This is a genomic window from Bradyrhizobium sp. CB2312, from assembly GCF_029714425.1.
Lineage (GTDB): Bacteria > Pseudomonadota > Alphaproteobacteria > Rhizobiales > Xanthobacteraceae > Bradyrhizobium.
In genome coordinates, this window is the sequence record NZ_CP121668.1 from 472,907 (window position 1) to 493,296 (window position 20,390).

The 20,390-nt window shown below is 64.3% G+C and carries 20 protein-coding genes; 10 read left to right on the plus strand and 10 right to left on the minus strand.

The features are described 5' to 3' along the window. Positions 1-456 precede the first annotated feature (456 nt). Positions 457-1,212 carry a HAMP domain-containing sensor histidine kinase gene (locus QA642_RS02285; RefSeq protein ID WP_283083195.1) on the minus strand — a complete coding sequence of 252 codons (756 nt, stop codon included), beginning with the start codon at positions 1,210-1,212 and terminating at the stop codon, positions 457-459. A 17-nt stretch (positions 1,213-1,229) separates the two neighbouring features. On the opposite strand from QA642_RS02285, the gene leuB reads away from it, so the two are divergent. From leuB to QA642_RS02305, 4 genes are read left to right on the plus strand one after another with little or no spacing between them, the layout of a single operon-like run. Then, the gene (gene leuB / locus QA642_RS02290; protein WP_283083196.1) at positions 1,230-2,369 is read left to right on the plus strand and encodes a 3-isopropylmalate dehydrogenase; all 1,140 of its coding nucleotides are present in this window, start codon (positions 1,230-1,232) and stop codon (positions 2,367-2,369) included. After that, positions 2,369-3,418: an ABC transporter substrate-binding protein gene (locus tag QA642_RS02295; protein ID WP_283083197.1), complete on the plus strand. Its 1,050-nt coding sequence runs from the start codon at positions 2,369-2,371 to the stop codon at positions 3,416-3,418. The genes leuB and QA642_RS02295 overlap by 1 nt, the downstream gene beginning before the upstream one ends. 44 nt (positions 3,419-3,462) lie before the next feature. Then, the gene (locus QA642_RS02300; RefSeq protein WP_283083198.1) at positions 3,463-4,248 is read left to right on the plus strand and encodes an ABC transporter ATP-binding protein; all 786 of its coding nucleotides are present in this window, start codon (positions 3,463-3,465) and stop codon (positions 4,246-4,248) included. Then, positions 4,245-5,120: an ABC transporter permease gene (locus QA642_RS02305; RefSeq protein WP_283083199.1), complete on the plus strand. Its 876-nt coding sequence runs from the start codon at positions 4,245-4,247 to the stop codon at positions 5,118-5,120. The genes QA642_RS02300 and QA642_RS02305 overlap by 4 nt, the downstream gene beginning before the upstream one ends. A 24-nt stretch (positions 5,121-5,144) precedes the next feature. On the opposite strand, the gene QA642_RS02310 is transcribed toward QA642_RS02305, so the two are convergent. Next, positions 5,145-6,038, minus strand: a complete 894-nt coding sequence (locus QA642_RS02310; RefSeq protein ID WP_283083200.1) for a LysR family transcriptional regulator — start codon at positions 6,036-6,038, stop codon at positions 5,145-5,147. A 109-nt stretch (positions 6,039-6,147) separates the two neighbouring features. On the opposite strand from QA642_RS02310, the gene QA642_RS02315 reads away from it, so the two are divergent. Then, positions 6,148-7,788: an FAD-dependent oxidoreductase gene (locus QA642_RS02315; protein ID WP_283083201.1), complete on the plus strand. Its 1,641-nt coding sequence runs from the start codon at positions 6,148-6,150 to the stop codon at positions 7,786-7,788. Between the two features lie 25 nt (positions 7,789-7,813). Further along, on the plus strand, positions 7,814-8,794 hold the full coding sequence (locus QA642_RS02320; RefSeq protein WP_283083202.1) for a tripartite tricarboxylate transporter substrate binding protein: 981 nt from the start codon (positions 7,814-7,816) through the stop codon (positions 8,792-8,794). A 30-nt stretch (positions 8,795-8,824) separates the two neighbouring features. Here QA642_RS02320 and QA642_RS02325 read toward each other — a convergent pair whose 3' ends face one another. Then, positions 8,825-10,243 (minus strand): PLP-dependent aminotransferase family protein, encoded by a 1,419-nt coding sequence (locus QA642_RS02325; RefSeq protein ID WP_283083203.1) that lies wholly within the window; start codon positions 10,241-10,243, stop codon positions 8,825-8,827. Positions 10,244-10,350: 107 nt separating this feature from the next. On the opposite strand from QA642_RS02325, the gene QA642_RS02330 reads away from it, so the two are divergent. The 3 genes from QA642_RS02330 (at position 10,351) to QA642_RS02340 (ending at position 13,397) form a co-directional block, all read left to right on the plus strand. Further along, positions 10,351-11,223 carry a DMT family transporter gene (locus QA642_RS02330; RefSeq protein ID WP_283083204.1) on the plus strand — a complete coding sequence of 291 codons (873 nt, stop codon included), beginning with the start codon at positions 10,351-10,353 and terminating at the stop codon, positions 11,221-11,223. 287 nt (positions 11,224-11,510) lie between these two features. After that, the gene (locus QA642_RS02335) at positions 11,511-12,950 is read left to right on the plus strand and encodes a DUF1254 domain-containing protein (protein WP_283083205.1); all 1,440 of its coding nucleotides are present in this window, start codon (positions 11,511-11,513) and stop codon (positions 12,948-12,950) included. Positions 12,951-13,025: 75 nt separating this feature from the next. Next, the gene (locus QA642_RS02340; RefSeq protein WP_283083206.1) at positions 13,026-13,397 is read left to right on the plus strand and encodes a hypothetical protein; all 372 of its coding nucleotides are present in this window, start codon (positions 13,026-13,028) and stop codon (positions 13,395-13,397) included. Between the two features lie 26 nt (positions 13,398-13,423). Here the strand turns inward: QA642_RS02340 and QA642_RS02345 are convergent, their stop codons facing one another. The 3 genes from QA642_RS02345 to QA642_RS02355 all read right to left on the minus strand — a co-directional run bounded on the left by QA642_RS02345 (position 13,424) and on the right by QA642_RS02355 (position 16,837). Further along, positions 13,424-14,638 (minus strand): EAL domain-containing response regulator, encoded by a 1,215-nt coding sequence (locus QA642_RS02345; RefSeq protein WP_283083207.1) that lies wholly within the window; start codon positions 14,636-14,638, stop codon positions 13,424-13,426. Positions 14,639-14,922: 284 nt separating this feature from the next. Next, positions 14,923-15,348 carry a hypothetical protein gene (locus QA642_RS02350; RefSeq protein ID WP_283083208.1) on the minus strand — a complete coding sequence of 142 codons (426 nt, stop codon included), beginning with the start codon at positions 15,346-15,348 and terminating at the stop codon, positions 14,923-14,925. 325 nt (positions 15,349-15,673) lie between these two features. Further along, on the minus strand, positions 15,674-16,837 hold the full coding sequence (locus QA642_RS02355) for a hypothetical protein (RefSeq protein WP_283083209.1): 1,164 nt from the start codon (positions 16,835-16,837) through the stop codon (positions 15,674-15,676). 342 nt (positions 16,838-17,179) lie between these two features. On the opposite strand from QA642_RS02355, the gene QA642_RS02360 reads away from it, so the two are divergent. After that, the gene (locus tag QA642_RS02360; protein ID WP_283083210.1) at positions 17,180-17,803 is read left to right on the plus strand and encodes a helix-turn-helix transcriptional regulator; all 624 of its coding nucleotides are present in this window, start codon (positions 17,180-17,182) and stop codon (positions 17,801-17,803) included. A gap of 48 nt (positions 17,804-17,851) precedes the next feature. Here QA642_RS02360 and QA642_RS02365 read toward each other — a convergent pair whose 3' ends face one another. The 4 genes from QA642_RS02365 to QA642_RS02380 all read right to left on the minus strand — a co-directional run bounded on the left by QA642_RS02365 (position 17,852) and on the right by QA642_RS02380 (position 20,313). Continuing rightward, on the minus strand, positions 17,852-18,100 hold the full coding sequence (locus QA642_RS02365) for a hypothetical protein (protein WP_283083211.1): 249 nt from the start codon (positions 18,098-18,100) through the stop codon (positions 17,852-17,854). A 97-nt stretch (positions 18,101-18,197) separates the two neighbouring features. After that, positions 18,198-18,575 (minus strand): Hpt domain-containing protein, encoded by a 378-nt coding sequence (locus QA642_RS02370; RefSeq protein ID WP_283083212.1) that lies wholly within the window; start codon positions 18,573-18,575, stop codon positions 18,198-18,200. 151 nt (positions 18,576-18,726) lie between these two features. Then, complete coding sequence (locus QA642_RS02375) at positions 18,727-19,425, minus strand: Crp/Fnr family transcriptional regulator (protein WP_283087136.1); 699 nt, start codon at positions 19,423-19,425, stop codon at positions 18,727-18,729. A 177-nt stretch (positions 19,426-19,602) separates the two neighbouring features. Next, entirely contained in the window at positions 19,603-20,313 is a 711-nt protein-coding gene (locus QA642_RS02380; RefSeq protein ID WP_283083213.1) for a Crp/Fnr family transcriptional regulator, read from the minus strand. Positions 20,314-20,390 lie beyond the last annotated feature (77 nt).

Genomic DNA, 20,390 nt, shown 5'->3' on the forward strand with positions numbered 1-20,390 from the left:
TGATAGAGGAGCACCTGAGGCCTCGAGCCGCGAAAGTACTCCACAGAAGCCAGTACCCACCTACGAAAATGGCGGCTTGGTTGAGGGAAGCTGCATTAGTAGTGATGATAGCCGGATATTCGACGCGCGCCAGAATCCTGCCAGGGGTATGATCGTTGAGGAAGGCGCCATCAAGTTACTTCGCGTAGCCTTGTGATCGGAGCCAGGCAATCCGACGCTCTCCATTCAGCCAGCCATCAATATCGGCTTTGCTCGTGAAGCCGGTGATTTCTCGAGGCTCTGCGCCTGGATACTCGGCGATGATAGTCCAATCGCCCTCAGATTTGCGAACCGGTTTGAAGCTCACTTTTATTTTTGCCATGGCGGACCATGCAGGAAACCCAGCGAAAAAGGAACCTCGTCCTCCACAAAATAGGTAGTTACCCACCAACGGCTATCTTCCCCGAGAGAAGTAGTTCACGCCTCCGCCGAAAGCGGCATAGTGAACGTGAACTTGGTTTCTTCACTCGTCGAGCTGACGGTCAATTCGCCGCCGTGAGCTTTTGCAATCTGCGAAGCGATGTAGAGCCCCAGTCCGAGCCCCTGGCGGCTGGCATGAGCATTCCCGCGGAAAAAGGGCTCGAACAGCTTGTCCATCGCGGCTTGTGCGATCGGCTGGCCGGCGTTGGAGACCCAGAGCTCGAATACGCGCTCCCTTGTTTCTGCGTGAACAATCACGGGCTTGCTCGAAGATCCGTGCGTGAGGGCGTTCCCGACGAGGTTGGACAGCATCTGTCCAAGCCGTTGGCCATCACAGTTCACGGGCCGCTCGATATTGAATTCGGCCTGAATGATCCGACCTGGCGAGGCCAGTCTTAGTTCGTCCACGACGCCCATGAGCACCGGCTCCAGCGGCTTTCCGAAATCGAGGTTCAACCGAATTCCACCGCCAAGCCGTCCACGAGCCAAATCAAGCACGTCATCGATCAGTCCTGCCATTCGCATGACAGTGGTCTGCATCATGGCGATAACCTGCCGCTCTTTCTCGGTTTGGACTGTCCTGTCGAGGATACGTACCCCGGCACTGATCGAAGCGAGGGGATTACGCAGGTCATGGCCGAGAACCGCGATGAACTGCTCTCGGAGCTCTGACGTTTCGTGCTCTCGCTGCGGCGCGACCACGAGATTCGCGCATTCCAGGCATCCGACCGCGACGCGCGGCCGTGGATTCATTTTGCAGGACTATCGGCATGAACACGCTCTCGAACATGATCAAGGTCGCCGTGGTCGGCGGCGAAGGCATCGGCCCTGAAGTGACCGACCAGTCGCATCGCATTCTCAAATGGTTTTCGGCCCGGCGCGGCATTCCCGTGGCGCTGCGCGAAGCGCAATATGGTCTCATCCCTTATCTCGCGACCGGCAAGGTGTTGCCGGACGATACCGCCGAGGCGATGGAGGAGGCCGACGCGATCCTCTGGGGCGCGACCGGTGGCCCGGAGACCACTGAGGTTCCTGCCGCAGCGCGCAAGGCGGGAAGCCTGCTGTCGCTGCGCAGCAAATACGACCTCTATGCCAATCTCCGGCCCATCGTTGCCAGTCCGGCGTTGGCGGATTCGGCGCCGCTCAAGGCCTCCGTGCTGAAGGGTGTCGACTTCATCATCATTCGCGAGCTCACCAGCGGCATCTATTTCGGCGAGCCGCGCGGCATCGAAACGTTGCCCGACGGCCAGCGCCGTGGCTTCAACACCCAGCAATACACCACCAGCCAGATCCGCCGGGTGGCGCGAACCGCGTTCGAGCTGGCGCGGACGCGCAAGGGCCGGGTCTGCTCCGTCGACAAGGCCAATGTGCTCGAGACCAGCGTGTTGTGGCGCGAGGAGGTGACGGCGCTGCATCAGGCGGAATTTGCCGATGTGGAGCTGACGCATCTCTATGTCGACAACGCCGCGATGCAGATCGTTCGGGCGCCGTCGCAGTTCGACGTCATGGTGACCTGCAACATCTTCGGCGACATTCTCTCCGATTGCGCCGCGATGGCGTCGGGCTCGCTCGGCATGCTGCCGTCGGTCTCGCTCGGGCCGCCGGACCGGCTCGGACGCCGCAAGGCGCTCTATGAGCCGGTCCACGGCAGCGCGCCTGACATTGCGGGCAAGGGCATCGCCAATCCGCTCGGCTCGATTCTCAGCGTCGCAATGATGTTGCGCATCACCCTCAATCGGCCTGATGATGCCGCGCTGCTGGAGAAGGCCGTGGATACGGCCCTCGCCGCCGGCGCAAGAACGGCCGATATCGCCGAACCCGGCGCAAGAAAACTTTCGACCCAGGAGATGGGCGATGCGGTGCTGAACGCGCTCGACAAGGTGGCCGGCAAGGAGAGGGAGCACGCGTGATGAGAACCAGGATCACCAGACGGTCCGCGCTGACGATTGTCGCCGGCGCAGGTGTCTCCATGACGGCAGGGCGGGCCTGGGCAGATGCGCCGTCGGGCCGCGTGATCTATCCGGTGGCCATTCCCGTCTATCAGTCCCAGTTCGTCGCCGACCGGGCCGGGTTCTTCAAGGAGGCTGGTCTCGACTGCAAGCTGATCCAGGGCGGCAGCGGCGTGAAGACACGCGAGATCATCGCTTCGTCGCAAGGCGATATCGGCATCGGCGACATCACCCACCCGATGCAGCTCAGCAATCACGGCCGCAGCGCGCGGGTCCTGATGCCGGTCGATACCCGAAGTAACGCCGCGATCTTCATCATCCGCAAGGATCTGTTCGATCAGGGGATCACCACACTCGACGCGCTGACGAAGTGGAAGCGGCCCGACGGAAGAAAGCCGATCGTCTCGGTGTCGTCGCTGGGCGGCACCAACCACGTCTGGGCCTCCTACTACATGGAAACCATGGGGCTGGACGACAAGGTGACCTGGATCGGCACCGGCAATGTCGACACCATGATGGGCACGTTGAAAACGAAACAGGTCGACGTTCTCATCAACTCGCCGTCGATCCTGAAGGATTCGGTCGAGCAGGGCTGGGGCGCATTGTTGTTCGACGGAACGGACGAGGCGGTCTGGGCCAAATATATCGGCGGCAAGGTTCCGGTGACGTCGCATTTCACGCTGCAGTCGAGCATCGACAAGGACCCCCAGAAGATGCAGGCGTTCGTCACCGCGCTGTGGCGCGCCACCCAGTGGATCAAGGGGCACTCGCCCGAAGAGATCTACGACGCGATCGAGCCCTATGTCGGGAGCACGTCGCGCGACGCCAACATCTTCGACATCGGCGTCATGAAGAAGATCACCGACTACGATTGCATCATCGACGAGGCCAGCTTCGCACGCGGTCAGAAGGTCTGGTTCCGCGAGATGACCGGCATCAAGCCGCTCGCAATGGGTGACGTCGTCAACACCAGCTTCATTGAAGCCGCACGCAAGGCCTATCCGGCTTGAGCGTCCAGGCATTACATTCGCCACAGCCCGATGCGCCACCCGACATGCGGCGCATCGACGTGCGCGGATTGTGCAAGACCTTCCAGCTCGCGGGTACGGCCATCGAGGCGGTGCGCGACGTCTCCTTCAACGTCCGCCGCGGCGAATTCGTCGCTCTTCTGGGACCGTCCGGCTCGGGCAAGAGCACCGTCCTCAACATGATCGCGACGCTGCTCAAGCCGACCAGCGGTCAGATCCTGATCGACGGAACGCCCGTCATTCACGGACGGGCGACGCCGAACGTCGGCTATGTGTTCCAGCGCGATACCCTGTTTCCCTGGCGTACCGTCGCCGACAATATCGGCTACGGCCTCGAGCTCGCGGGTGTCCCGGCGGCGGAGCGAAAGGATCGTGTCAATACGTGCCTGATGCAGGCCGGGCTCGAGGGCTTTGGTAACGCCTATCCTTCCGCATTGTCGGGCGGCATGCGCCAGCGCGCAGCCTTGATGCGAACGCTGGTGGTCGAGCCGCAGGTTCTGCTGATGGACGAGCCGTTCGGCGCGCTCGACACCCACACCAAGATCGACATGCACGACGTGCTACTTCGCATCTGGGAACGCGAGCAGCAGACCGTGCTGTTCGTGACCCACGATCTCGGCGAAGCGCTGACGCTGGCGGACCGTATCATCCTGTTTTCCGCCCGGCCCGGCCGGATCAAGGAGAGTTTCGAGGTGGATTTTGCCCGCCCGCGCAACGCCGTGAAAATCCGGGAGACGCCGCGTTACGCCGAGCTGTTCCAGCTGATCTGGCACTCGCTCGGCGAAGAATTCATGAAGGGCCGCAAGCCATGAGGCGAGCGCGCAGTCACGGCAGAACATTGGCGTGGCAGATATTGATCTGCGTCTGCCTGCTGTCGATCTGGCAGTGGGGATACGCCCTGCATGGGCGATTTCCATGGCTGGTGCCGGATCTGCTCGATCCGTACTTCGTGTCCAGGCCCTCCGACATCTTCGAGCATTTCTTGATCCTGAGCTGCCTCAAGTCCAAGCTCGGCGTCTTCAACGGCTGGTTCAATGGCGAGTTCGCCCGCTGCATGGCACGCTCGGAAAACAATCTCTGGATCGCGACCGCCGTCACGCTGAAGAACACCTTCTTCGGCTTCGTGACCGGTGTCGGCAGTGGCTTTGCCGCAGGCCTCGTGCTGGGCCGTTCGGACCGGCTGAGCGCGATTTTTCAGCCGTTCATCACCGCAGTGAATTCGATTCCCCGCATCGCGCTGGCGCCGATCATCGTGCTGGCCTTCGGCATCGGCGATACCTCGAAGGTCGTGACGTCGTGGATCGTGGTCGTCTTCCTCGTTTTCTTCAACACCTTCGAAGGCGCGCGCTCGATCGACGAGGGTTTTGTCAACGCGGCGCGGTTGCTCGGCGCCAGCGAGTGGCAGATCACCCGCACGGTGGTCATTCCCTCGACCATGGCCTGGGTGTTCGCCTCGCTGACGCCCGCGATCTCCTTCGCCCTGATCGGGGTGATCGTCGGCGAGTTCATCGGCGCGGAACGGGGAATCGGTCGCCTGATCATCGAGTCCGAAGCGCGCGCGGAGGCCTCGGGAATGATGGTCGCCGTCATCGTCCTGATGCTGGTCGGTGTCGCGCTGTCCGCGCTGATCTGGCGGTTGCAGGCCTACCTGCTGCGCTGGCAGCAGCACAATCTCGCCGAATAGCCGGACCGCGGGGGCGCGTCCTTGTCACGGCCCCGCCAGCATTGTCCGCGCCGTCGCGACAAACGCCTGCGCCGCCGGCGAGAGCGTCCGGCCCTGCCGCTGGAGCAGCGACACCGGTCGGGTGATGGCCGGGCGCACCAGCGGCCTTGCGATCAGTGTCGGAAACTGGTCGGCCGGCAGCATGGTCGCGGGAAGGATGGCGAGGCCGAGGCCCTGAGCGGTCATGGCGAGCGCGGTGTTGATCAGTGTCACTTCATAGGTCGGATTGAGGTGCTTGCCCTGCGCGCCGAGCGCCTGATCGATCTGCATGCGGATCCGCGTCTCGCGGCGCATCGCGATCGTCGGCATCTGCGCAAGCTCATCCCATGTGAGGGAACGCCGCGCGGCAAAGTCGGCGGAGCGGCGGCCGATCGCGCTGAGGCGCCCGCTTGTCAACGTCTCGATCGTCATGTCGGCGAATTCGCCCTCGACGCTGCCGATCGCGAACTCCGCATCGGTCGCGGTCAGACGCGGAACGAGATCGTCGGCGGCGACATCCCGCATGTCGATCTCGATGTCGGGATGGGCGGCTCGGAATTTCGCCAGCACCCGCGGCAGCAGCGCGGAGGCGGCGCCCGCGGAGGCGAGAAACACGACGCGGCCGGCGCGAGCCTGCGCGAGGTCGCGCATGCGCCGCGACAGGCCCTGCGCATCGCTCAGCATGCGTTCGGCGGCGTGAAACGCCTCGTCGGCGGCCAGCGTCGGTTGCACCGAGCGCGTTGAGCGGTCGAACAGCTTGACGCCGAGCTGACCCTCGAGCTGCTGGACCAGAAGGCTCGCCGCCGATTGCGTGATCCCGAGCTCGCGCGCGGCCCGCGTGATGCTGCGTGTGCGGTACACGCCGGTGAAGGCCCGCAGCTGCCGCAAGGTGACATTCATAGGCGAAGCTCATGAATTGATGAGTTCTTTCTGGCTTATCTTATAAGCGAGCCTGCAATAAAATGCATGCTGTGCGGACGGTGAATCCGCTGGGCAAGAGGAAACGAGCATGAGGACACAGGTGCTGGTGGTGGGCGCCGGGCCCGTGGGATTGACCGCGGCCATGGACCTGGCCTCGCGCGGGATCGACGTCGTGATCGCGGAGATCCGCCACGCCGGCGATCCGCCCAGCGTCAAATGCAATCACGTCTCGGCGCGCTCGATGGAGATCTTCCGAAGGCTGGGCGTCGCCGCAAAGTTGCGCGACGCCGGGCTCCCTGCCGACTTCCCGAACGACTGCTCGTATCGGACCACGGCGACCGGCATCGAGCTTTGCCGCATCGACATTCCCTCGCGCGCGCGCCGCTACAGCGCCACCGGCGGCTCCGACACCTGGTGGCCGACGCCCGAGCCGCCGCACCGGATCAACCAGATCTATCTCGAGCCGATCCTGTTCGGCCACGCCGCGGCTCAGCCGCGCATCACCATTCTGGCCCGCACCGAGATCACCGACATCGAACAGGACGCCGACCATGTCGTCGCGCAGGCGCGCAATCTCGACAGCGGAGAGACACTCCGCATCGAAGCCAGCTTCGTGATCGGCTGCGACGGCAGCCGTTCCCTCGTCCGCAAATCGATCGGGGCGAATCTGTCCGGCACGCCGGTGATCCAGCGCGTGCAATCGACCTTCATCGAGGCGCCGCAACTCAAGCAGCTGATGGGCGCGCACAAGCCGGCCTGGATGGTGCTCTCGCTCAATCCGAGGCGCTCGGGCACGACCGTCGCGATCGACGGCCATCACCGCTGGCTGATCCACAATCATCTGAGGCCCGATGAGCCCGAGTTCGACTCGGTCGACCGCGACTGGTCGATCCGCGCCATCCTCGGCGTCGACGAGCGCTTCGAGTACAAAATCCTCAGCAAGGAGGACTGGGTCGGACGCCGCCTCGTGGCCGATCGCTTCCGCGATCGCCGGGTGTTCATCTGTGGCGACGCCGCGCATCTGTGGATGCCCTATGCCGGCTACGGCATGAATGCGGGCATTGCGGATGCCGTCGATCTCTGCTGGCAATTGGCGGCGCATCTCAACGGCTGGGCGCCGGCCGCGATCCTCGATGCCTATGAGGCGGAGCGTCAGCCGATCACCGAGCAAGTCTCGCGCTTTGCGATGGATCACGCGATGAAGATGATGGCGCAGCGCGGCGGCGTCTCAGTGGAGATCGAGGACGACACCCCCCGCGGTCACGCAGCGCGCGCGGCGCTGGCGAGGGCGGCCTACGATCTCAACGTTCAGCAATATTGCTGTGCAGGATTGAACTTCGGCTACTATTACGATGCCTCGCCGATCATCGCCTATGACGGCGAAACCCCGCCGGCCTACACGATGGGGAGCTTCACGCCCTCGACCGTGCCGGGCGCCCGTTCGCCGCATCTGTTCCTGCGCGACGGACGATCGCTCTACGATGCGTTCGGGCCGGGCTACACATTGCTGCGGTTCGATCCGGCGATCGATGTGGCTCCGCTGAAATCCGCCGCGGACGAGCGCGGCATGCCGCTCGCGCTCGTCGACATCGCCGCAGACGAGGCCAACGGCGCCTATGCTGAAAAACTGGTGCTGGTGCGGCCCGACCAGCACATCGCCTGGCGCGGGCAGGTCGCGCCTGAGAATCCACCGGGCTTGCTCGCGCGCATCACCGGCGCTGCGGCGTAACGAGAACGCAACTGGGGAGGAGAACGTGTTTCACGTTGCAAAGCGCCGCATCCTGGCCGTGCTGACGGCCGCGACTTTCGCCGTGCTGCCGCCGGAGCCCAGCGAGGCGGCCTATCCGGAGCAATTGATCAAGATCATCGTGACCTTCCCGCCCGGCGGCAGCGCCGACACCGTGATCCGTGCGCTCGAGCCGGTGGTCACCGCCGAGCTCAAGCAGGGCCTGGTGATCGAGAACCGCGCCGGGGCAGGGGGCAATATCGGCATGGCCGCGGTCGCGCAGGCCGCGCCGGACGGCTATACGCTCGGCGTCGCGCCCGCAGGTGCGCTGACCGTGAACCCGCACCTCAATCCGTCGATGCCGTTCGATCCGAAGCAGCTCGCGCCCATCACGTTGCTTGCGGAAATCCCCTTCGTGCTGGTCGCCTCCGCCAACGTGCCGGCGCACTCGGCGGCGGAGACGATCGCGCTCGCCAAGGCAAAGCCGGGTGCGCTGTCGATCGGACATGGCGGCAATTCGACCGCCATGCATCTGACGGCGGCGCTGTTCACGCAGAAGGCCGGCATCGCCATGGAGCTGGTCCCGTATCGCGGGACTGCGCCGGCGACGGTCGATGTCCTCGCCGGCCACGTCCCCTTCGCGGTGCTGGACATTCCCGCATCGAAGCAGCTGATCCTCGAGGGCAAGCTCAACGCGGTCGGCGTGTCCTCGGCGCGCCGTCTGTCATCCCTTCCCGATGTGCCGACACTGGCCGAGAGCGGCATCGCGGGTTTCGAATCCGTCGGCTGGTTCGGGCTCGTTGCCCCGGCCGGCACGCCGCCCGCCATCGTCGCGAGGCTGAACGAAGCCTTCGTGAAGGCCCTGAAGGATCCGTCGGTCGCCGAGAAGATCCGGACCCTCGGCGCAGAGCCCGCGCCAACTTCGCCGGAGCAGTTCGGCCGCTTCATCGAGAGTGAAAGCACAAAATGGGGCAAGCTGATCAGCGAGGCCGGCATCAAGGCGAACTGAATGTCATCTGCGGCGCCTTCTCGTCGGCCATCATGCCGGCGCCGTCATCAACGCCCGCCGCATCACGTCCCACATCCGCGGCTCGTTCATGTGCGTCACGTTGAACCGCATGAAGTTTTGCGCGGTCTGCGACACGCTGAAGACGTTGCCGGGCGCGAGCACGACGTTCTCATTCAGCGCTGCGCGGGCGACCTGCGTGGCATCCTGTCCGGCCGCGAGGCGGCACCAGAGGAAGAAGCCGCCGCGCGGCATCAGCCAGGGCTCGATGCCAAGAGCCTGAAGTTTGCGCGCGACGTCGCGGCGCGTGCGTGTGAGCCTTTGCCGGAGCTCGTCCATGTGCTTGCGATAGCTGCCGCCGGCCAGGACGGCGGTGATGATCTCGGTCGCGACCGGGCTTGGGCCGCCGAAACTGGTTGCGACCTGGAGGTCGACGAGATGCTCGATCCAGTCGGGCCGCGCGGCGATGTAGCCGCAGCGCACCGAAGCCGACAGCGTCTTGGAGAAGCTGCCGATGCGGATCACGCGGTTCAAGCCATCCAGCGCGGCCAGGCGCGGCGAGCGCTCCGGCTCGAAGTCGCCGAAGATGTCGTCCTCGATGATGGTGAGGTCGTGGCCCGTGGCCGCGGTCAGGAGCCGGTGCGCAGTCTGGAGCGAGATCGTCGCGCCGGTCGGGTTGTGCAGCGCTGAATTGGTGATGTAGAGCCGCGGCTTCTCGCTGCCGAGAATCTGCTCGAAGCGCGCGATGTCAGGGCCCGACGGCGTGTAGGGTATGCTGACGATCCTGACCTGATGCGCGCGCAGCAGCGCACGAAAATTGAAATAGCAGGGGTCGTCGACCAGCACGGTGTCGCCGGGCCGCAGCAGGAAGCGGCAGATCAGGTCGGTCGCCTGCGTGCCCGAGCCGGTCAGCATCAGCTGGTTGATCGAAGCCTCGATCCCGTCTTCGGCGAGGCGCGCCAGCAGCAGACGGCGCAGCGCGAGCGAGCCGGACGTCGAGCCGTAATTGGTCAGCACGCTCGCCTCGGTCCGCGCCAGCGCGCGGGCGGCGCGGCGTAAGGCCTCTTCGGGCATCCACTCCGGTGGCAACCAGCCGCAGCCGGGTTTTGGCACGGCCGGGTCGGTATCGAGCGATTGCCTGGAGACCCAGAACGGGTCGACCTCGCGGTCGCGGCGCGGCTCGGCCTCGGCAAGTGCCAGCGGCGGCGCCGCCGTCGGTGACACATAGAAGCCCGAGCCGCGGCGGGGGCGGATCAGGCCTTCGGCGGCGAGCCGGTCATAGGCTTCGACGACGGTGGACGGCGAGACGCCCATCGCTGCGGCAAGGCGGCGGATCGACGGCAGGCGGTCGCCGGCACTGAGCGCGCGGCCCGCGACCTTGGCGCGGATCGCGCTCATCACATCCAGGGTCCGCGTTCCGCCGCGTCCCTTCGCTTGCGCCGTGCCGTCCAAGGTGTACTGCCTTCCATACCCATACAGCTCTTCCGGATTGTACTGGATTGTCGCTGGTCTCGCCAGCGCAGAACGCCGAGGATGGCGACCCAACAAGCGAGATGAAAATGCAATCTGCGGGCAGCGGCTGGGGCAGCGGACTTCCAAACGGTCTGTTGGGCGTCATCATCTTCAGCGGCTCGCTGCCGGCGACGCGCGTCGCGGTCGGCGGCTTCTCCGCGCTGTTCCTGACCTCCGCGCGCGCGATCATTGCCGCGCTGATCGGTGCGGCCGTGCTCCTCCTGCTCCGTCAGGCGCGGCCAGACCGCAAGGATCTCGCTTCGCTCGCGATCGTCTCCATCGGTGTCGTGGTCGGCTTCCCCTTGCTGACCGCACTCGCGCTCCAGCACATCACCTCGGCGCATTCGATCGTCTTCATCGGCCTCCTGCCGCTGTCGACCGCGATCTTTGCCGTGCTGCGCGGCGGCGAGCGTCCGCGGCCGCTGTTCTGGCTGTTCGCCGTGCTCGGCAGCGCGACGGTGGCGGGCTTTGCCGTGTCCAGCGACGGCTCGGCCTCGCTCACCGGCGATCTGCTCATGGTCGCCGCGATCGTGCTGTGCGGGCTCGGCTATGCGGAAGGCGCCGCGCTGTCGCGCCGCGTCGGCGGCTGGCAGGTGATCTCCTGGGCGCTGCTGCTTGCGTTGCCGCTGATGCTGCCGCTCGCGATCTGGGCATGGCCGCCGACGTGGGGCGGCGTCGGTGCGCCGGCCTGGATCGGGCTCGCCTATGTCTCGGTCTTCAGCATGTTCGTCGGCTTCATCTTCTGGTACCGGGGACTCGCGATCGGCGGTATCGCGCGTGTCGGCCAGTTGCAGCAGCTCCAGCCGTTCTTCGGCCTCGCGCTCGCAGGCCTGCTGCTGCACGAGCCGGTCGCCTGGAGCATGATCGCCGCGACCGCGCTCGTGGTCGTCTGCGTGTTCTTCGCACGGCGGTACGCGTGAATGCAGTGCAATTCCTGACCAGGCATGTGCGAGCACCAATGTTGATCTAGATCAACGTCCGTGCCGGCACGCGGTATCTCATTGCATGAGGAGAGTTATCTCCCTGATGCATCGCGTGCCTATTTCGCAACGACGTAACAACGCATGGCCGATATCCCCTCTGCAGGTTGGCTGATGTGGCGGTGATCGGCATCCTCGCTCGACCGACAGAAATGCGCCCATCGTTGCGGGAGTATCCATAATTCAATTCGAGCTCTCGAGATAAGAGTAGGTTTGGGAGTAGCGTCATGAACATGACTCGTCGGAATCTTTTGTCTGGCGGTTTGGGAGGCGCGATCTCGGCACTTGCACTCTCGGTCGGCCGAGCGGATTACGACGGTCCTTTGTTGAGCGCGGTTGAAGGTGGCGAAGATTTCTGGCTTGCCACCGACGCCTATGTGTTCGGCTATCCGCTCGTGACGATGGAGATGACGCGGCGGGTCATGACCAATATGGCTGCCGTCGAGGGTACGCGCGGGCCTATGGGGCAATTCATCAAGCTGCGGACCTATCCCGACGCAAGCTTCAGGGATGTGACGGCTCCGAATGCGGATACGCTCTACACCAGTGCGTGGATCGACGTGGGAGACGAGCCGTGGGTCGTCAGTATCCCCGACATGAAGGACCGCTATTTTCTGTTTCCGATGCTTGATGGCTGGACAAACGTATTCCAGGTCCCGGGCAAGCGCACGACGGGGACCAAGGCGCAGGTCTATGCGATCACCGGCCCGGGTTGGAAAGGCAAGCTCCCTGCCGGCGTGAAGGAATACAAGTCGCCGACGAGCATCGTATGGATTCTAGGTCGCATCTACTGTACCGGCACACCCGAGGACTACGCGGCGGTGCACGCCGCCCAGGATGAGTGCAAGCTCTTCCCCCTGAGCGCCTACGGGCAATCCTACACGCCTCCACCTGGCAAGGTCGATGCGGCGATCGACATGACCACCCCGGTGCGCGATCAGGTCAATCGTATGGACGCCGTGGCATATTTCAGCCTTCTGGCTCAACTGATGAAACGCAATCCGCCGGGAGCCGCCGACGCTCCTGAGCTGGCCAAATTCGCGAAGATCGGTCTCGTTCCGGGCAAGGATTTTGACGCGAGCAAGCTCGACGCCGATTTTGCGAAGCGCATCCCGCAAGTCGGTTTTGACCGGATCATGATCCAATTCAAGGTCAACAAGGCCATCAGGAACACGAACGGCTGGGCATTCGACACGGAGACCGGCGTCTACGGCACCGACTACCTCAATCGTGCCCTGGTCACAGCCATCGGGCTCGGTGCCAACCGAATCCAGGATGCCTGCTATCCGACGTCGCAGAAGGACGTCGATGGTAAAGATTACGTCGGCAGCAACAAGTATGTGATGCGCTTCCCGAAGGGGCAGCTTCCTCCTGTCGGCGGCTTCTGGTCGCTGACGATGTACGACGAGAAGTATTTCTTCGTCGCCAATCCGCTCAACCGCTATTCGATCAGCGCTCGTCAGAATCTCAAGCCCAATCCGGACGGAACGATCGACCTCTATATCCAGAAGGATTCGCCTGGAACGGACAAGGAGTCGAACTGGCTGCCCGCACCCGCCGGCAAGTTCGTTCTGATGCTGCGGATGTATTGGCCGAACGAGAAGGCGCCTTCGATCATCAACGGCAGCTGGTCTCCGCCGGCCGTCAGGAGGGTTGCGAGCAGCTGATCCCAAGGGGCCAGCAGGCGGAGTCGCACTGGGAGCACTCAAGCTCATGGGCTGGCAGAACCTGAGGAGGTCAGGATGAAGGTTGCGCTATTGTCGGCGGCACTTCTCGGAGGCCAGCTGGTCACGCCCGCTTCTGACCGCGTCCCCCATTTGAATGTGGAGGTCCTGTGCAAGGCGACGGTGGCTGATGACAAGGCAAACGGAGTCGTTCTGGGGCAGAGCCTCGAGAAATGCATGAGTGATGAAACAGACGCTCAGCAACAGCTGAGCGCCCTTTGGACCGCAAATGCCGGTCCCGTTCGGGATCGCTGCGAAGCCGAGGTAACTTCAATCCCCTACGCCCAAAGCTACGTTGATCTTCTGTCTTGTATTCAGTCTGCTGAATCGGCGAACCCACGGCCCTCGGCGCCTCTCAAGGGCGCAAGCAAGAATCGAAATGCGAAATAGCTCTCGGTTTGGGTGAGGCGATGGCCTCACTCGCCTCCCATCACGGTCCGGGTCAGCGCGCTCCGTGCAAACTTCTTCAGCGGCATCGGCTTGCCGAACAGATAGCCCTGCACGTGGTCGAAGCCGAGTTCGTTCGCGGCGACGAGGTCGGCGCGGCTCTCCACGCCTTCGGCGATGGTGCACGCGCCGTAGCCGTGCGCGAGCTCGACGATGTGGCGGCACACCGTGCGCTTGAGGCGATCATTGCCGCTGCCGGTGACGAAGTGCCGGTCGGCCTTCAGCTTGATGAAGGGAATCTTGTCGAGGTCCATCAGCGACGGCCAGTTGGCGCCGAGATTGTCGATCGACAGGCCGATGTTGTGCAGGCGCACCTCGCGCGCGACCTCGGCGAGGAGATCGAGGTCGCGGATCGCCTCCTCGCTGTCGATTTCGATCGTCAGTCCGCCGAAGGCCGGATGCGTCGGCATGCGGCGGCAGAGGTCGCGCGCGGCCTGCGGCTCCTTCAGATATGACGCCGGCAGGTTGATCGAGAGATCGACCGGGCTCTGCTGCTCCAGGAGATAGTGCCAGTCCTGCACGGCGCGCTCGATCACGAATTCCGACAGGTCGCGCAGATGCGGATCGTGGGGCTCGGGAATGAAATAGGCGGGCGGCACGACGCCCCAGGTCGGATGCCGCATCCGCACCAGCGCCTCGGCGCCGCTGCGGATCAGCGTGCGCGCGTCGATCTTGGGCTGGTACCAGAGCTCGAGCCAGCCGGCATGCAGGGCCTCGCCGACATACACGGCCGGGCTCGGCGCCGGCTCCTCCGGCAGCAGCATCGCGATGCGCTCGCGCAGCGTCTCCGCGGCAAAGGGCGTCGTCAACGGCGGCAGCATCGCAAGGCCATACTCCTCGCCGACCTGCTGCACCGCCTTGACGATGATCGACTCGCGGGCGCCCACGGTCAGAACCTTGCCGTCGAAGGCCTCGCGCACCAGCGTCTCCAAAAACTTGCCGGGCTCGATGCCGTCGGCGGCGATGCCGAGCAGGATCAAATCCGGCAAGTCGCTGGTCAGCACGGCTTGCAGCTCTTCGGCGCTGGCGCATTCGCTGGTGACGAAGCCGAGATCCTCCAGCACCTCGGCGAGGAAAGCGCGCAGGTGGCGCTTGCTGTCGGCGACGCATGCGCGCGGCATCATTTTTCGCCGTCCGAAGGTTTTGGGCCTTCGTCCGGCGAGCTCAACAAGTTCATCGTTCATCGCAAACCACTCCCGTTCCGCGAATGGTGTTAGCGATGGGAGCAGTTTCAAATATGGAGGGCTTCAGCCGATTGTTGAATTATCTGGGTAACGTTAAAGCACGCAGCTCGTCTAAAATTGTTCGGATTTCGCTAGAGAAGTTTTTACGTCTGAACGTGCGTGACGGCTGTGTGACACCGTCATCGCGGAAGATTCCCGAACGTCGCGGTCGGTGCGCAAGAAGCAGCGGTGTCCTGCAATAGGACGAAGCCGTTTGCGTTTCGCCCAATTGAATAATGGACGCCTCAATTGCTTGTGGCCTTGTCGTGTTGGGCCATCCCGACCGCCTTGTAATCGTAGGTCGGATAGAACTCGGTGCGGTAGGGACCCCACGCGGTGTCCTCGATGATGCGATTGACTTCGCGTAAGCGCGACGCCGGCAGGCGCAGCGTGATCACCTGGCCGATTCCCATCATCACATACCAGCTCACGACCTCGACGCCGGGCGGCGGGAAGGATTTGTAGTAGCCCTGTTTCTCGAGCTGCGCGTTCAGCTCGTTCAGCGGGCGCGACTGGTCGTGCTTGAAGAAGATGGTGAGCAGCACCGCATTGTCGGCGGTTGGCGCGGCATTGCCTTGCGGCGGCGACGTCTGCGCCGTCGTCGCCGATGTGAGCGCCAGCGCGCCCGTGAGTAGCGCCACCATCGTCAATGTCAGTCGAGCCGGTCTCATCGCGACCTCCTTCTCAATGCTTCTGCGGCGCATCGGAGGATAGTTGCGGCAGCCATGAGCGACGAACTCATTTTCGCGCGATGCGCGCAAGTTCCGCCTTCGCTCGTGACAGTTCTGCGACAATGGGTCCGGCCGCGACGGCCCAAATGTGAAATACCTCACATGCGCATTGCTGCACGTGCGCTATTGCTCCGCACAGCCGGTGGTGGGCTGTCGAGGATTGCAGCTATGTCGATGCGGCGAATGATCTATTGGTGGTTCAGGTTCGTGCTGTCAGGGCGATTTATGGATCGCTTCCTGTGCCTGCCGCGTTAGCCGCGCGAGATCAGGTCTGCCCGATCAATTTGCGAAACGCCGCCGCGCCGTCCTGCACGGCGTCGCGTCCCTTCCAGGCCAGATAGGAGAGCTTGCCGCCGAGCGTGTCGTGGCTGCGCAGCCGTCGCGAGCCGAGGATGTGCCCGACATTGGAGGGGAAGCGGCTCACCTCGGCGGACACCAGTGCCGCGATCGCGTCCATCAATTGCTGAAGGCGGACCCCCCATTCGCTGGCCTCGATGCCGTCGATGCGGACCTTGAGCGCATATTCGGTGTCGTAGATCTCGGCGAGCAGGTCGCGCGCGACCAGCACGCGGTTGTGCCGGAGCGCGACCCGCAGGGCGAGGCGCTTGTCATCGAGCCTGTCGAGCACCATCGGCACGACGCAGGCATAGGGCGTCGCGGCGACGTCTGCGGCGCTCTTGCTGGCGGCCGCCTTGGTGGCGAGGCGCACCAATTGCCAGGACGTCTTCAGGCGCCGTGCCACCAGCGTCAGCGCGTAGGGCAGCGCTTCGGGATGGGCCTTCTTGAAGGCGTCGAGCTGCGCGGTGATCTGCGCGACCTGGCCGTCGTCGAATTTCGCGATCTTCTCGGGCAGCTTTTCGTTGAACTTCGGCAGCGCGTCGCCGGCGCGCAGCACGTGCTGCATCTTCCTCACGTCGTCGAAGGCGGTGCGCGAGGCGGTGTACTGCGCGAGCTTGCCGCGCGCGAACTCGGCGCTCTCGGCTGAAGCCAGCGTGTTCTCGAGGACCTTGATGACCTTGGTCTGGAAGATCGAGGCGGTCTTCAGCACTTCCTTCGGGTTGTTGGCGGCGACCTGGTCGTTGATCGCCTTGATGTAGTCGCGCGCCATGGTCGGCAGCAGGTCGCGGCAGATCCACTCCCAGATCGGGGTGAGGGTGTTGCGCGAGATCCGCCCCAGATTGGCATGCTCGGGCGCGCCGTCGATCAGCAGCAGCTCGAGCGGCGCGAAGAAATAACGCGACGGGTTGGTGGCGCGCGCCTGGTTGGATCCGTCCTTGCGAAACTCGGCGCGCAGGCGCGCTTGGATCTCGGCCGAGCCCGGCATGTCGATGCCGCAGAGCTCGAGCCGCTCAAGCTCGCTGAGCAGACAGCTCCGCGACAGCGGCGTCAGCCTCTGCAAGAACTCGGACAGCCGATCGATCTCGTTCATGGCACGCAATCTTTCGCAGCGTTTCCCACCAAGCCCTACAGGGCTCGAGGCGGGGAGGCATTTGCGCGCTCTCAATCCTGCCAAGAGAAGCAAGTCATTGTTAATTAATCCGTAAAAACCGGGAGCCGCGAGGTCCGGCCGGGACGCCGTGGTTAAGGAGGTTGCCGCGCGCCGGCTCGGGTTCCGAACGGAAATCTCAACTCTGGCGCGGTGAGTGGACGCGGCGCGCAAGCACAAATTGTGCCGAAGTCGATATTTCAGCACAAAACCGTCAAAATCACCGTAGTCTTACGGAGCAAAAAGTTAACCACAGACCGGGGTGGGTTCCGGTAAACGAACCACATGGGGTCACAGAATGATACGGCCACTGATTCGCGGCCGTCGGAATGGTACGAGAGCGGCGCTGCTCCAGCTGATGAGCTCGATTTCGTCCGCCTGAACGCGGCCCGGACCAAGGCTGCCGACGAAATGGCCGCCGCCATCGCCCGCGAGCTCAACGGCCCCCTGACGGCGCTGCTGCTCTACATGGGCGAGATCAAGCATCACAGCGATCAGCTCGCGCCTGTCACCGGCGACCGTGCCTATTTGCAGCGGGTGGTGGAGAATGCGCTGGCGCAGACCGAGCGCGTTTGCGGCCTCGTCAAGCAGCTTGCCGGCCCTCACAAGGGTGTCCTGCCGGCCCCGTCCGGCGCCGAGGATGCAGAATTCAAGCCGGCCCGCGCGGCGCAGCCGCAGCGCCTGCCCAGCGCCGAGCTTATCGGCCTGTCGGGCCAGAAGCGGCTGACCAAGCGCGAGCGCGAAGTTCTGCGGCTGATCAGCGAGGGCTATTCGAACAAGCAGGGCGCGCTGCGGATGCAGATCAGCCCGCGCACGTTCGAGAGCCATCGCGCCGAGGCGATGCGCAAGCTCGGCGCGCGCAACACCGCGGACCTCGTCCGTGCGGCGCTGCTGCATTCGATCGATTGAGATCCATGTGTTGCCCGGGCCTGAGACAGGCCGGGAACCCCAACGCGCTCAGAAATAGTCTTCGGCGAAGGGACGCGCGCGCGAGCCGGACCGCAGCGGCTTGGGCTCTTCCTTCGGCGCGTTCGGGATGATCGTGATGGTCCAGCGCGGCGGCGTGCTCGATTCCTGCTCCAGCACCGAACGAACGAAACCAGTCACCGTCGCCTCGCCAGACTTCACCGTCGCCATCCGGCCGTTGAACTGTGCGATGCGGAAGCGACGGACCTCTTTCTGGTCCGCGGTCTCATAGGTGAACATGGAAACCCTCCTGGTTTCCGGCGACTATCACCACCTATGATTAGCCATCTCTAAAAATCCCAAACCGTAGAAGTACGGCGGGCTTTCATAGAGTTTGCTACTTCTGCGGCTCCTGCGCGCGCGCCGCGTCAAAGGCGCCGTCCATCAGGTCCAGCAGATCGCGGAATTCGATCTCGTCAAGCGTTTCCGCGGTCTGCTCCAGCCGCAGCGCCAGCGCCGCGAGCCTGACATAGCCGAACGTCCCGGCCGCGCTCTTCAGCGAATGCGCTTCACGCGCGATCCTGGCGTGGTGCTGCGCGAGCGCGAGCGTGCGGAACAGTTGCAGGCGTGCGCAGGTCTCGCTCCAGAACACGGTGCGCACTTCCTGGGCGCCGTCCTCGCCGATCTCCGCCACCAGCGCTGCATACGCACCCGGCTCGCGCACGGGTGCGGCATCGATCGCTTTCCGAACAGGCGCGACGGTCACTTCAAACATGGCTTTGCCTGTCCTGATTGCGGTTCACCGGTCGCGCGGCGCGTGCGGCGCGAGCCCCGTGTCTACGGCATCCGCATTTCAGTTCCGGTAGCAGGACGGAGCGTGTTTGCGCGCCGGCGTTAGCCGAAGGTTTACCATGCGAGGGCGCCGCTCAGTGCGAGCCGAGCAGCCGGTCGTACTGGGCCTTCACGGTGGCGTAGCATTCGCACGCGGTCTGGCGCAGCCCGTCCAGATTGAGGATCTGGATGTGCCCGCGGCTGTAATGGATGAAATTAGCCTGCTGGAGCGTGTTGGCGACCAGCGACACGCTGTTGCGCCGAGCCCCGATCATGTGCGCCATCGCCTCCTGGGTCAGCAGCAGCCGATAGTCGCCCGACAAATCGTGGGTGTGCAGCAGGCAGCGCGACAGCCGCGATTCCACCGGATGGGCGACGTTGCAGCCCGCGGTCTGCTGGACCTGGGCGTACACCGCCAGCCCGTGGCGCGTGAGCAGCGTCCGCAGGCTGCTGCTCTGCTCGGCCGCGCCGCGCAACCGGTCGAGATCCATCACGGACGCGACGCCGGGAACCAGCACGATCGCCGTGTTCAGCGCGCAGGCGTCGCCCATGGTGGAAAGCGTCCCGAGCAAGCTGTCGCGGCCGATCATGGCGACCTGCACATGCTCGCCCTTGGCGAGCTTCACCACCAGCGAGATCACGCCGCGGTGCGGGAAGAAAGCGCGCCTGAGCGTCTCGCCGGTCTCGACCAGCACCGCGTCATGCGGCAGATCCACGGTGCGCAGATGCGGGCGGATCAATTCATAATCGTCTGCCGACAGCGCGGACAGGAAACCGTTGGATGGGCGCACCATCGTTTCCAAAGCTGTCTCCGTCTCCTGCGCCAGCAAAGTCGGGGCAAGCGAAATCGCTCCCCGCACGAGCAGTTTCATCATCTGCCCGTCGGGATATATTGGCAATTGGGACAAGATGTCCGGTCGCGCCGATCGCCGCGTCGCTGTGTGCGTCACGGCATGCAGCCAGCGCCATCGTCACGGCAAGGCGCCGATCAGGCGCATGTGCTGGGCTTTCACCGCCGAATAGCAGCCGCAGGAGGTCGTTTCCAGCGCCTGCAGGTCGACGATTTCGATCTGGCCGCGGGTGTAGTGAATGATGCCGGCCTGCTGGAGCGCATGTGCGACCAGCGAAATGGCGTTGCGCCTGACGCCCATCATCTGCGCCAGCGCTTCCTGCGTCAGCGGGAGCATCTCGCTGTTGGAGAGGTCGCGGGCCCGCAACAGCCAGCGCGCCAGCCGCGCCTCGACGGAGTGGAGCGTGTTGCAGAGCAAAGATTGCTGGGCATGCGCGAGGAGGGCCTGCTCATGGCGGACCATGAGGCTGCGAAACGGCGCGCTTGCGGCGGCCACCGCCCGGAACGCCGCGATTTCCAGCATGGATGCAGCTCCGGGGAATAAGACCACCGCGTCCGCCGGCGCGATGCCGTCGGCCAGCGCCGCGCCGGCGCCGACGACGCTGTCGCAGCCCAGCATCGCGACCTCGATCATCTGTCCTTCGGCCAGACCCACCGTGATGGAGACGGAACCGCCATGCGGGAAGTAGACGTGTTTCAGCGCGGCGCCCGCCTTCCCCAAGACAGACTCCCTGACCATTGCCACCGTCGTCAGATGAGGGCGCAGCAGATCGAAGTCTGCCGCGTCGAGTCTTTGCAGCAACTGGTTGGGCGGGCGGCTGCTCGCGGTCATGCAGGTCAATCCGGCGCATGCAATGGATGATCGGCGCCGCGCACCGTTCGTCATTCAGTTGCACGGCAAGAGATTCT

What these genes read in the sequence shown, in the direction of transcription:
- QA642_RS02335 (WP_283083205.1), top strand. Translation starts at nt 11,511, where the DNA reads ATGAACATGACTCGTCGGAATCTTTTGTCTGGCGGTTTGGGAGGCGCG.
- QA642_RS02295 (WP_283083197.1), top strand. Translation starts at nt 2,369, where the DNA reads ATGAGAACCAGGATCACCAGACGGTCCGCGCTGACGATTGTCGCCGGC.
- QA642_RS02300 (WP_283083198.1), top strand. Translation starts at nt 3,463, where the DNA reads ATGCGGCGCATCGACGTGCGCGGATTGTGCAAGACCTTCCAGCTCGCG.
- QA642_RS02355 (WP_283083209.1), bottom strand. Translation starts at nt 16,837, where the DNA reads ATGAACGAGATCGATCGGCTGTCCGAGTTCTTGCAGAGGCTGACGCCG.
- QA642_RS02330 (WP_283083204.1), top strand. Translation starts at nt 10,351, where the DNA reads ATGCAATCTGCGGGCAGCGGCTGGGGCAGCGGACTTCCAAACGGTCTG.
- QA642_RS02370 (WP_283083212.1), bottom strand. Translation starts at nt 18,575, where the DNA reads ATGTTTGAAGTGACCGTCGCGCCTGTTCGGAAAGCGATCGATGCCGCA.
- QA642_RS02365 (WP_283083211.1), bottom strand. Translation starts at nt 18,100, where the DNA reads ATGTTCACCTATGAGACCGCGGACCAGAAAGAGGTCCGTCGCTTCCGC.
- QA642_RS02315 (WP_283083201.1), top strand. Translation starts at nt 6,148, where the DNA reads ATGAGGACACAGGTGCTGGTGGTGGGCGCCGGGCCCGTGGGATTGACC.
- QA642_RS02380 (WP_283083213.1), bottom strand. Translation starts at nt 20,313, where the DNA reads ATGACCGCGAGCAGCCGCCCGCCCAACCAGTTGCTGCAAAGACTCGAC.
- QA642_RS02285 (WP_283083195.1), bottom strand. Translation starts at nt 1,212, where the DNA reads ATGAATCCACGGCCGCGCGTCGCGGTCGGATGCCTGGAATGCGCGAAT.
- QA642_RS02340 (WP_283083206.1), top strand. Translation starts at nt 13,026, where the DNA reads ATGAAGGTTGCGCTATTGTCGGCGGCACTTCTCGGAGGCCAGCTGGTC.
- QA642_RS02360 (WP_283083210.1), top strand. Translation starts at nt 17,180, where the DNA reads ATGGGGTCACAGAATGATACGGCCACTGATTCGCGGCCGTCGGAATGG.
- QA642_RS02350 (WP_283083208.1), bottom strand. Translation starts at nt 15,348, where the DNA reads ATGAGACCGGCTCGACTGACATTGACGATGGTGGCGCTACTCACGGGC.
- QA642_RS02375 (WP_283087136.1), bottom strand. Translation starts at nt 19,425, where the DNA reads ATGGTGCGCCCATCCAACGGTTTCCTGTCCGCGCTGTCGGCAGACGAT.
- QA642_RS02345 (WP_283083207.1), bottom strand. Translation starts at nt 14,638, where the DNA reads ATGAACGATGAACTTGTTGAGCTCGCCGGACGAAGGCCCAAAACCTTC.
- leuB (WP_283083196.1), top strand. Translation starts at nt 1,230, where the DNA reads ATGAACACGCTCTCGAACATGATCAAGGTCGCCGTGGTCGGCGGCGAA.
- QA642_RS02310 (WP_283083200.1), bottom strand. Translation starts at nt 6,038, where the DNA reads ATGAATGTCACCTTGCGGCAGCTGCGGGCCTTCACCGGCGTGTACCGC.
- QA642_RS02305 (WP_283083199.1), top strand. Translation starts at nt 4,245, where the DNA reads ATGAGGCGAGCGCGCAGTCACGGCAGAACATTGGCGTGGCAGATATTG.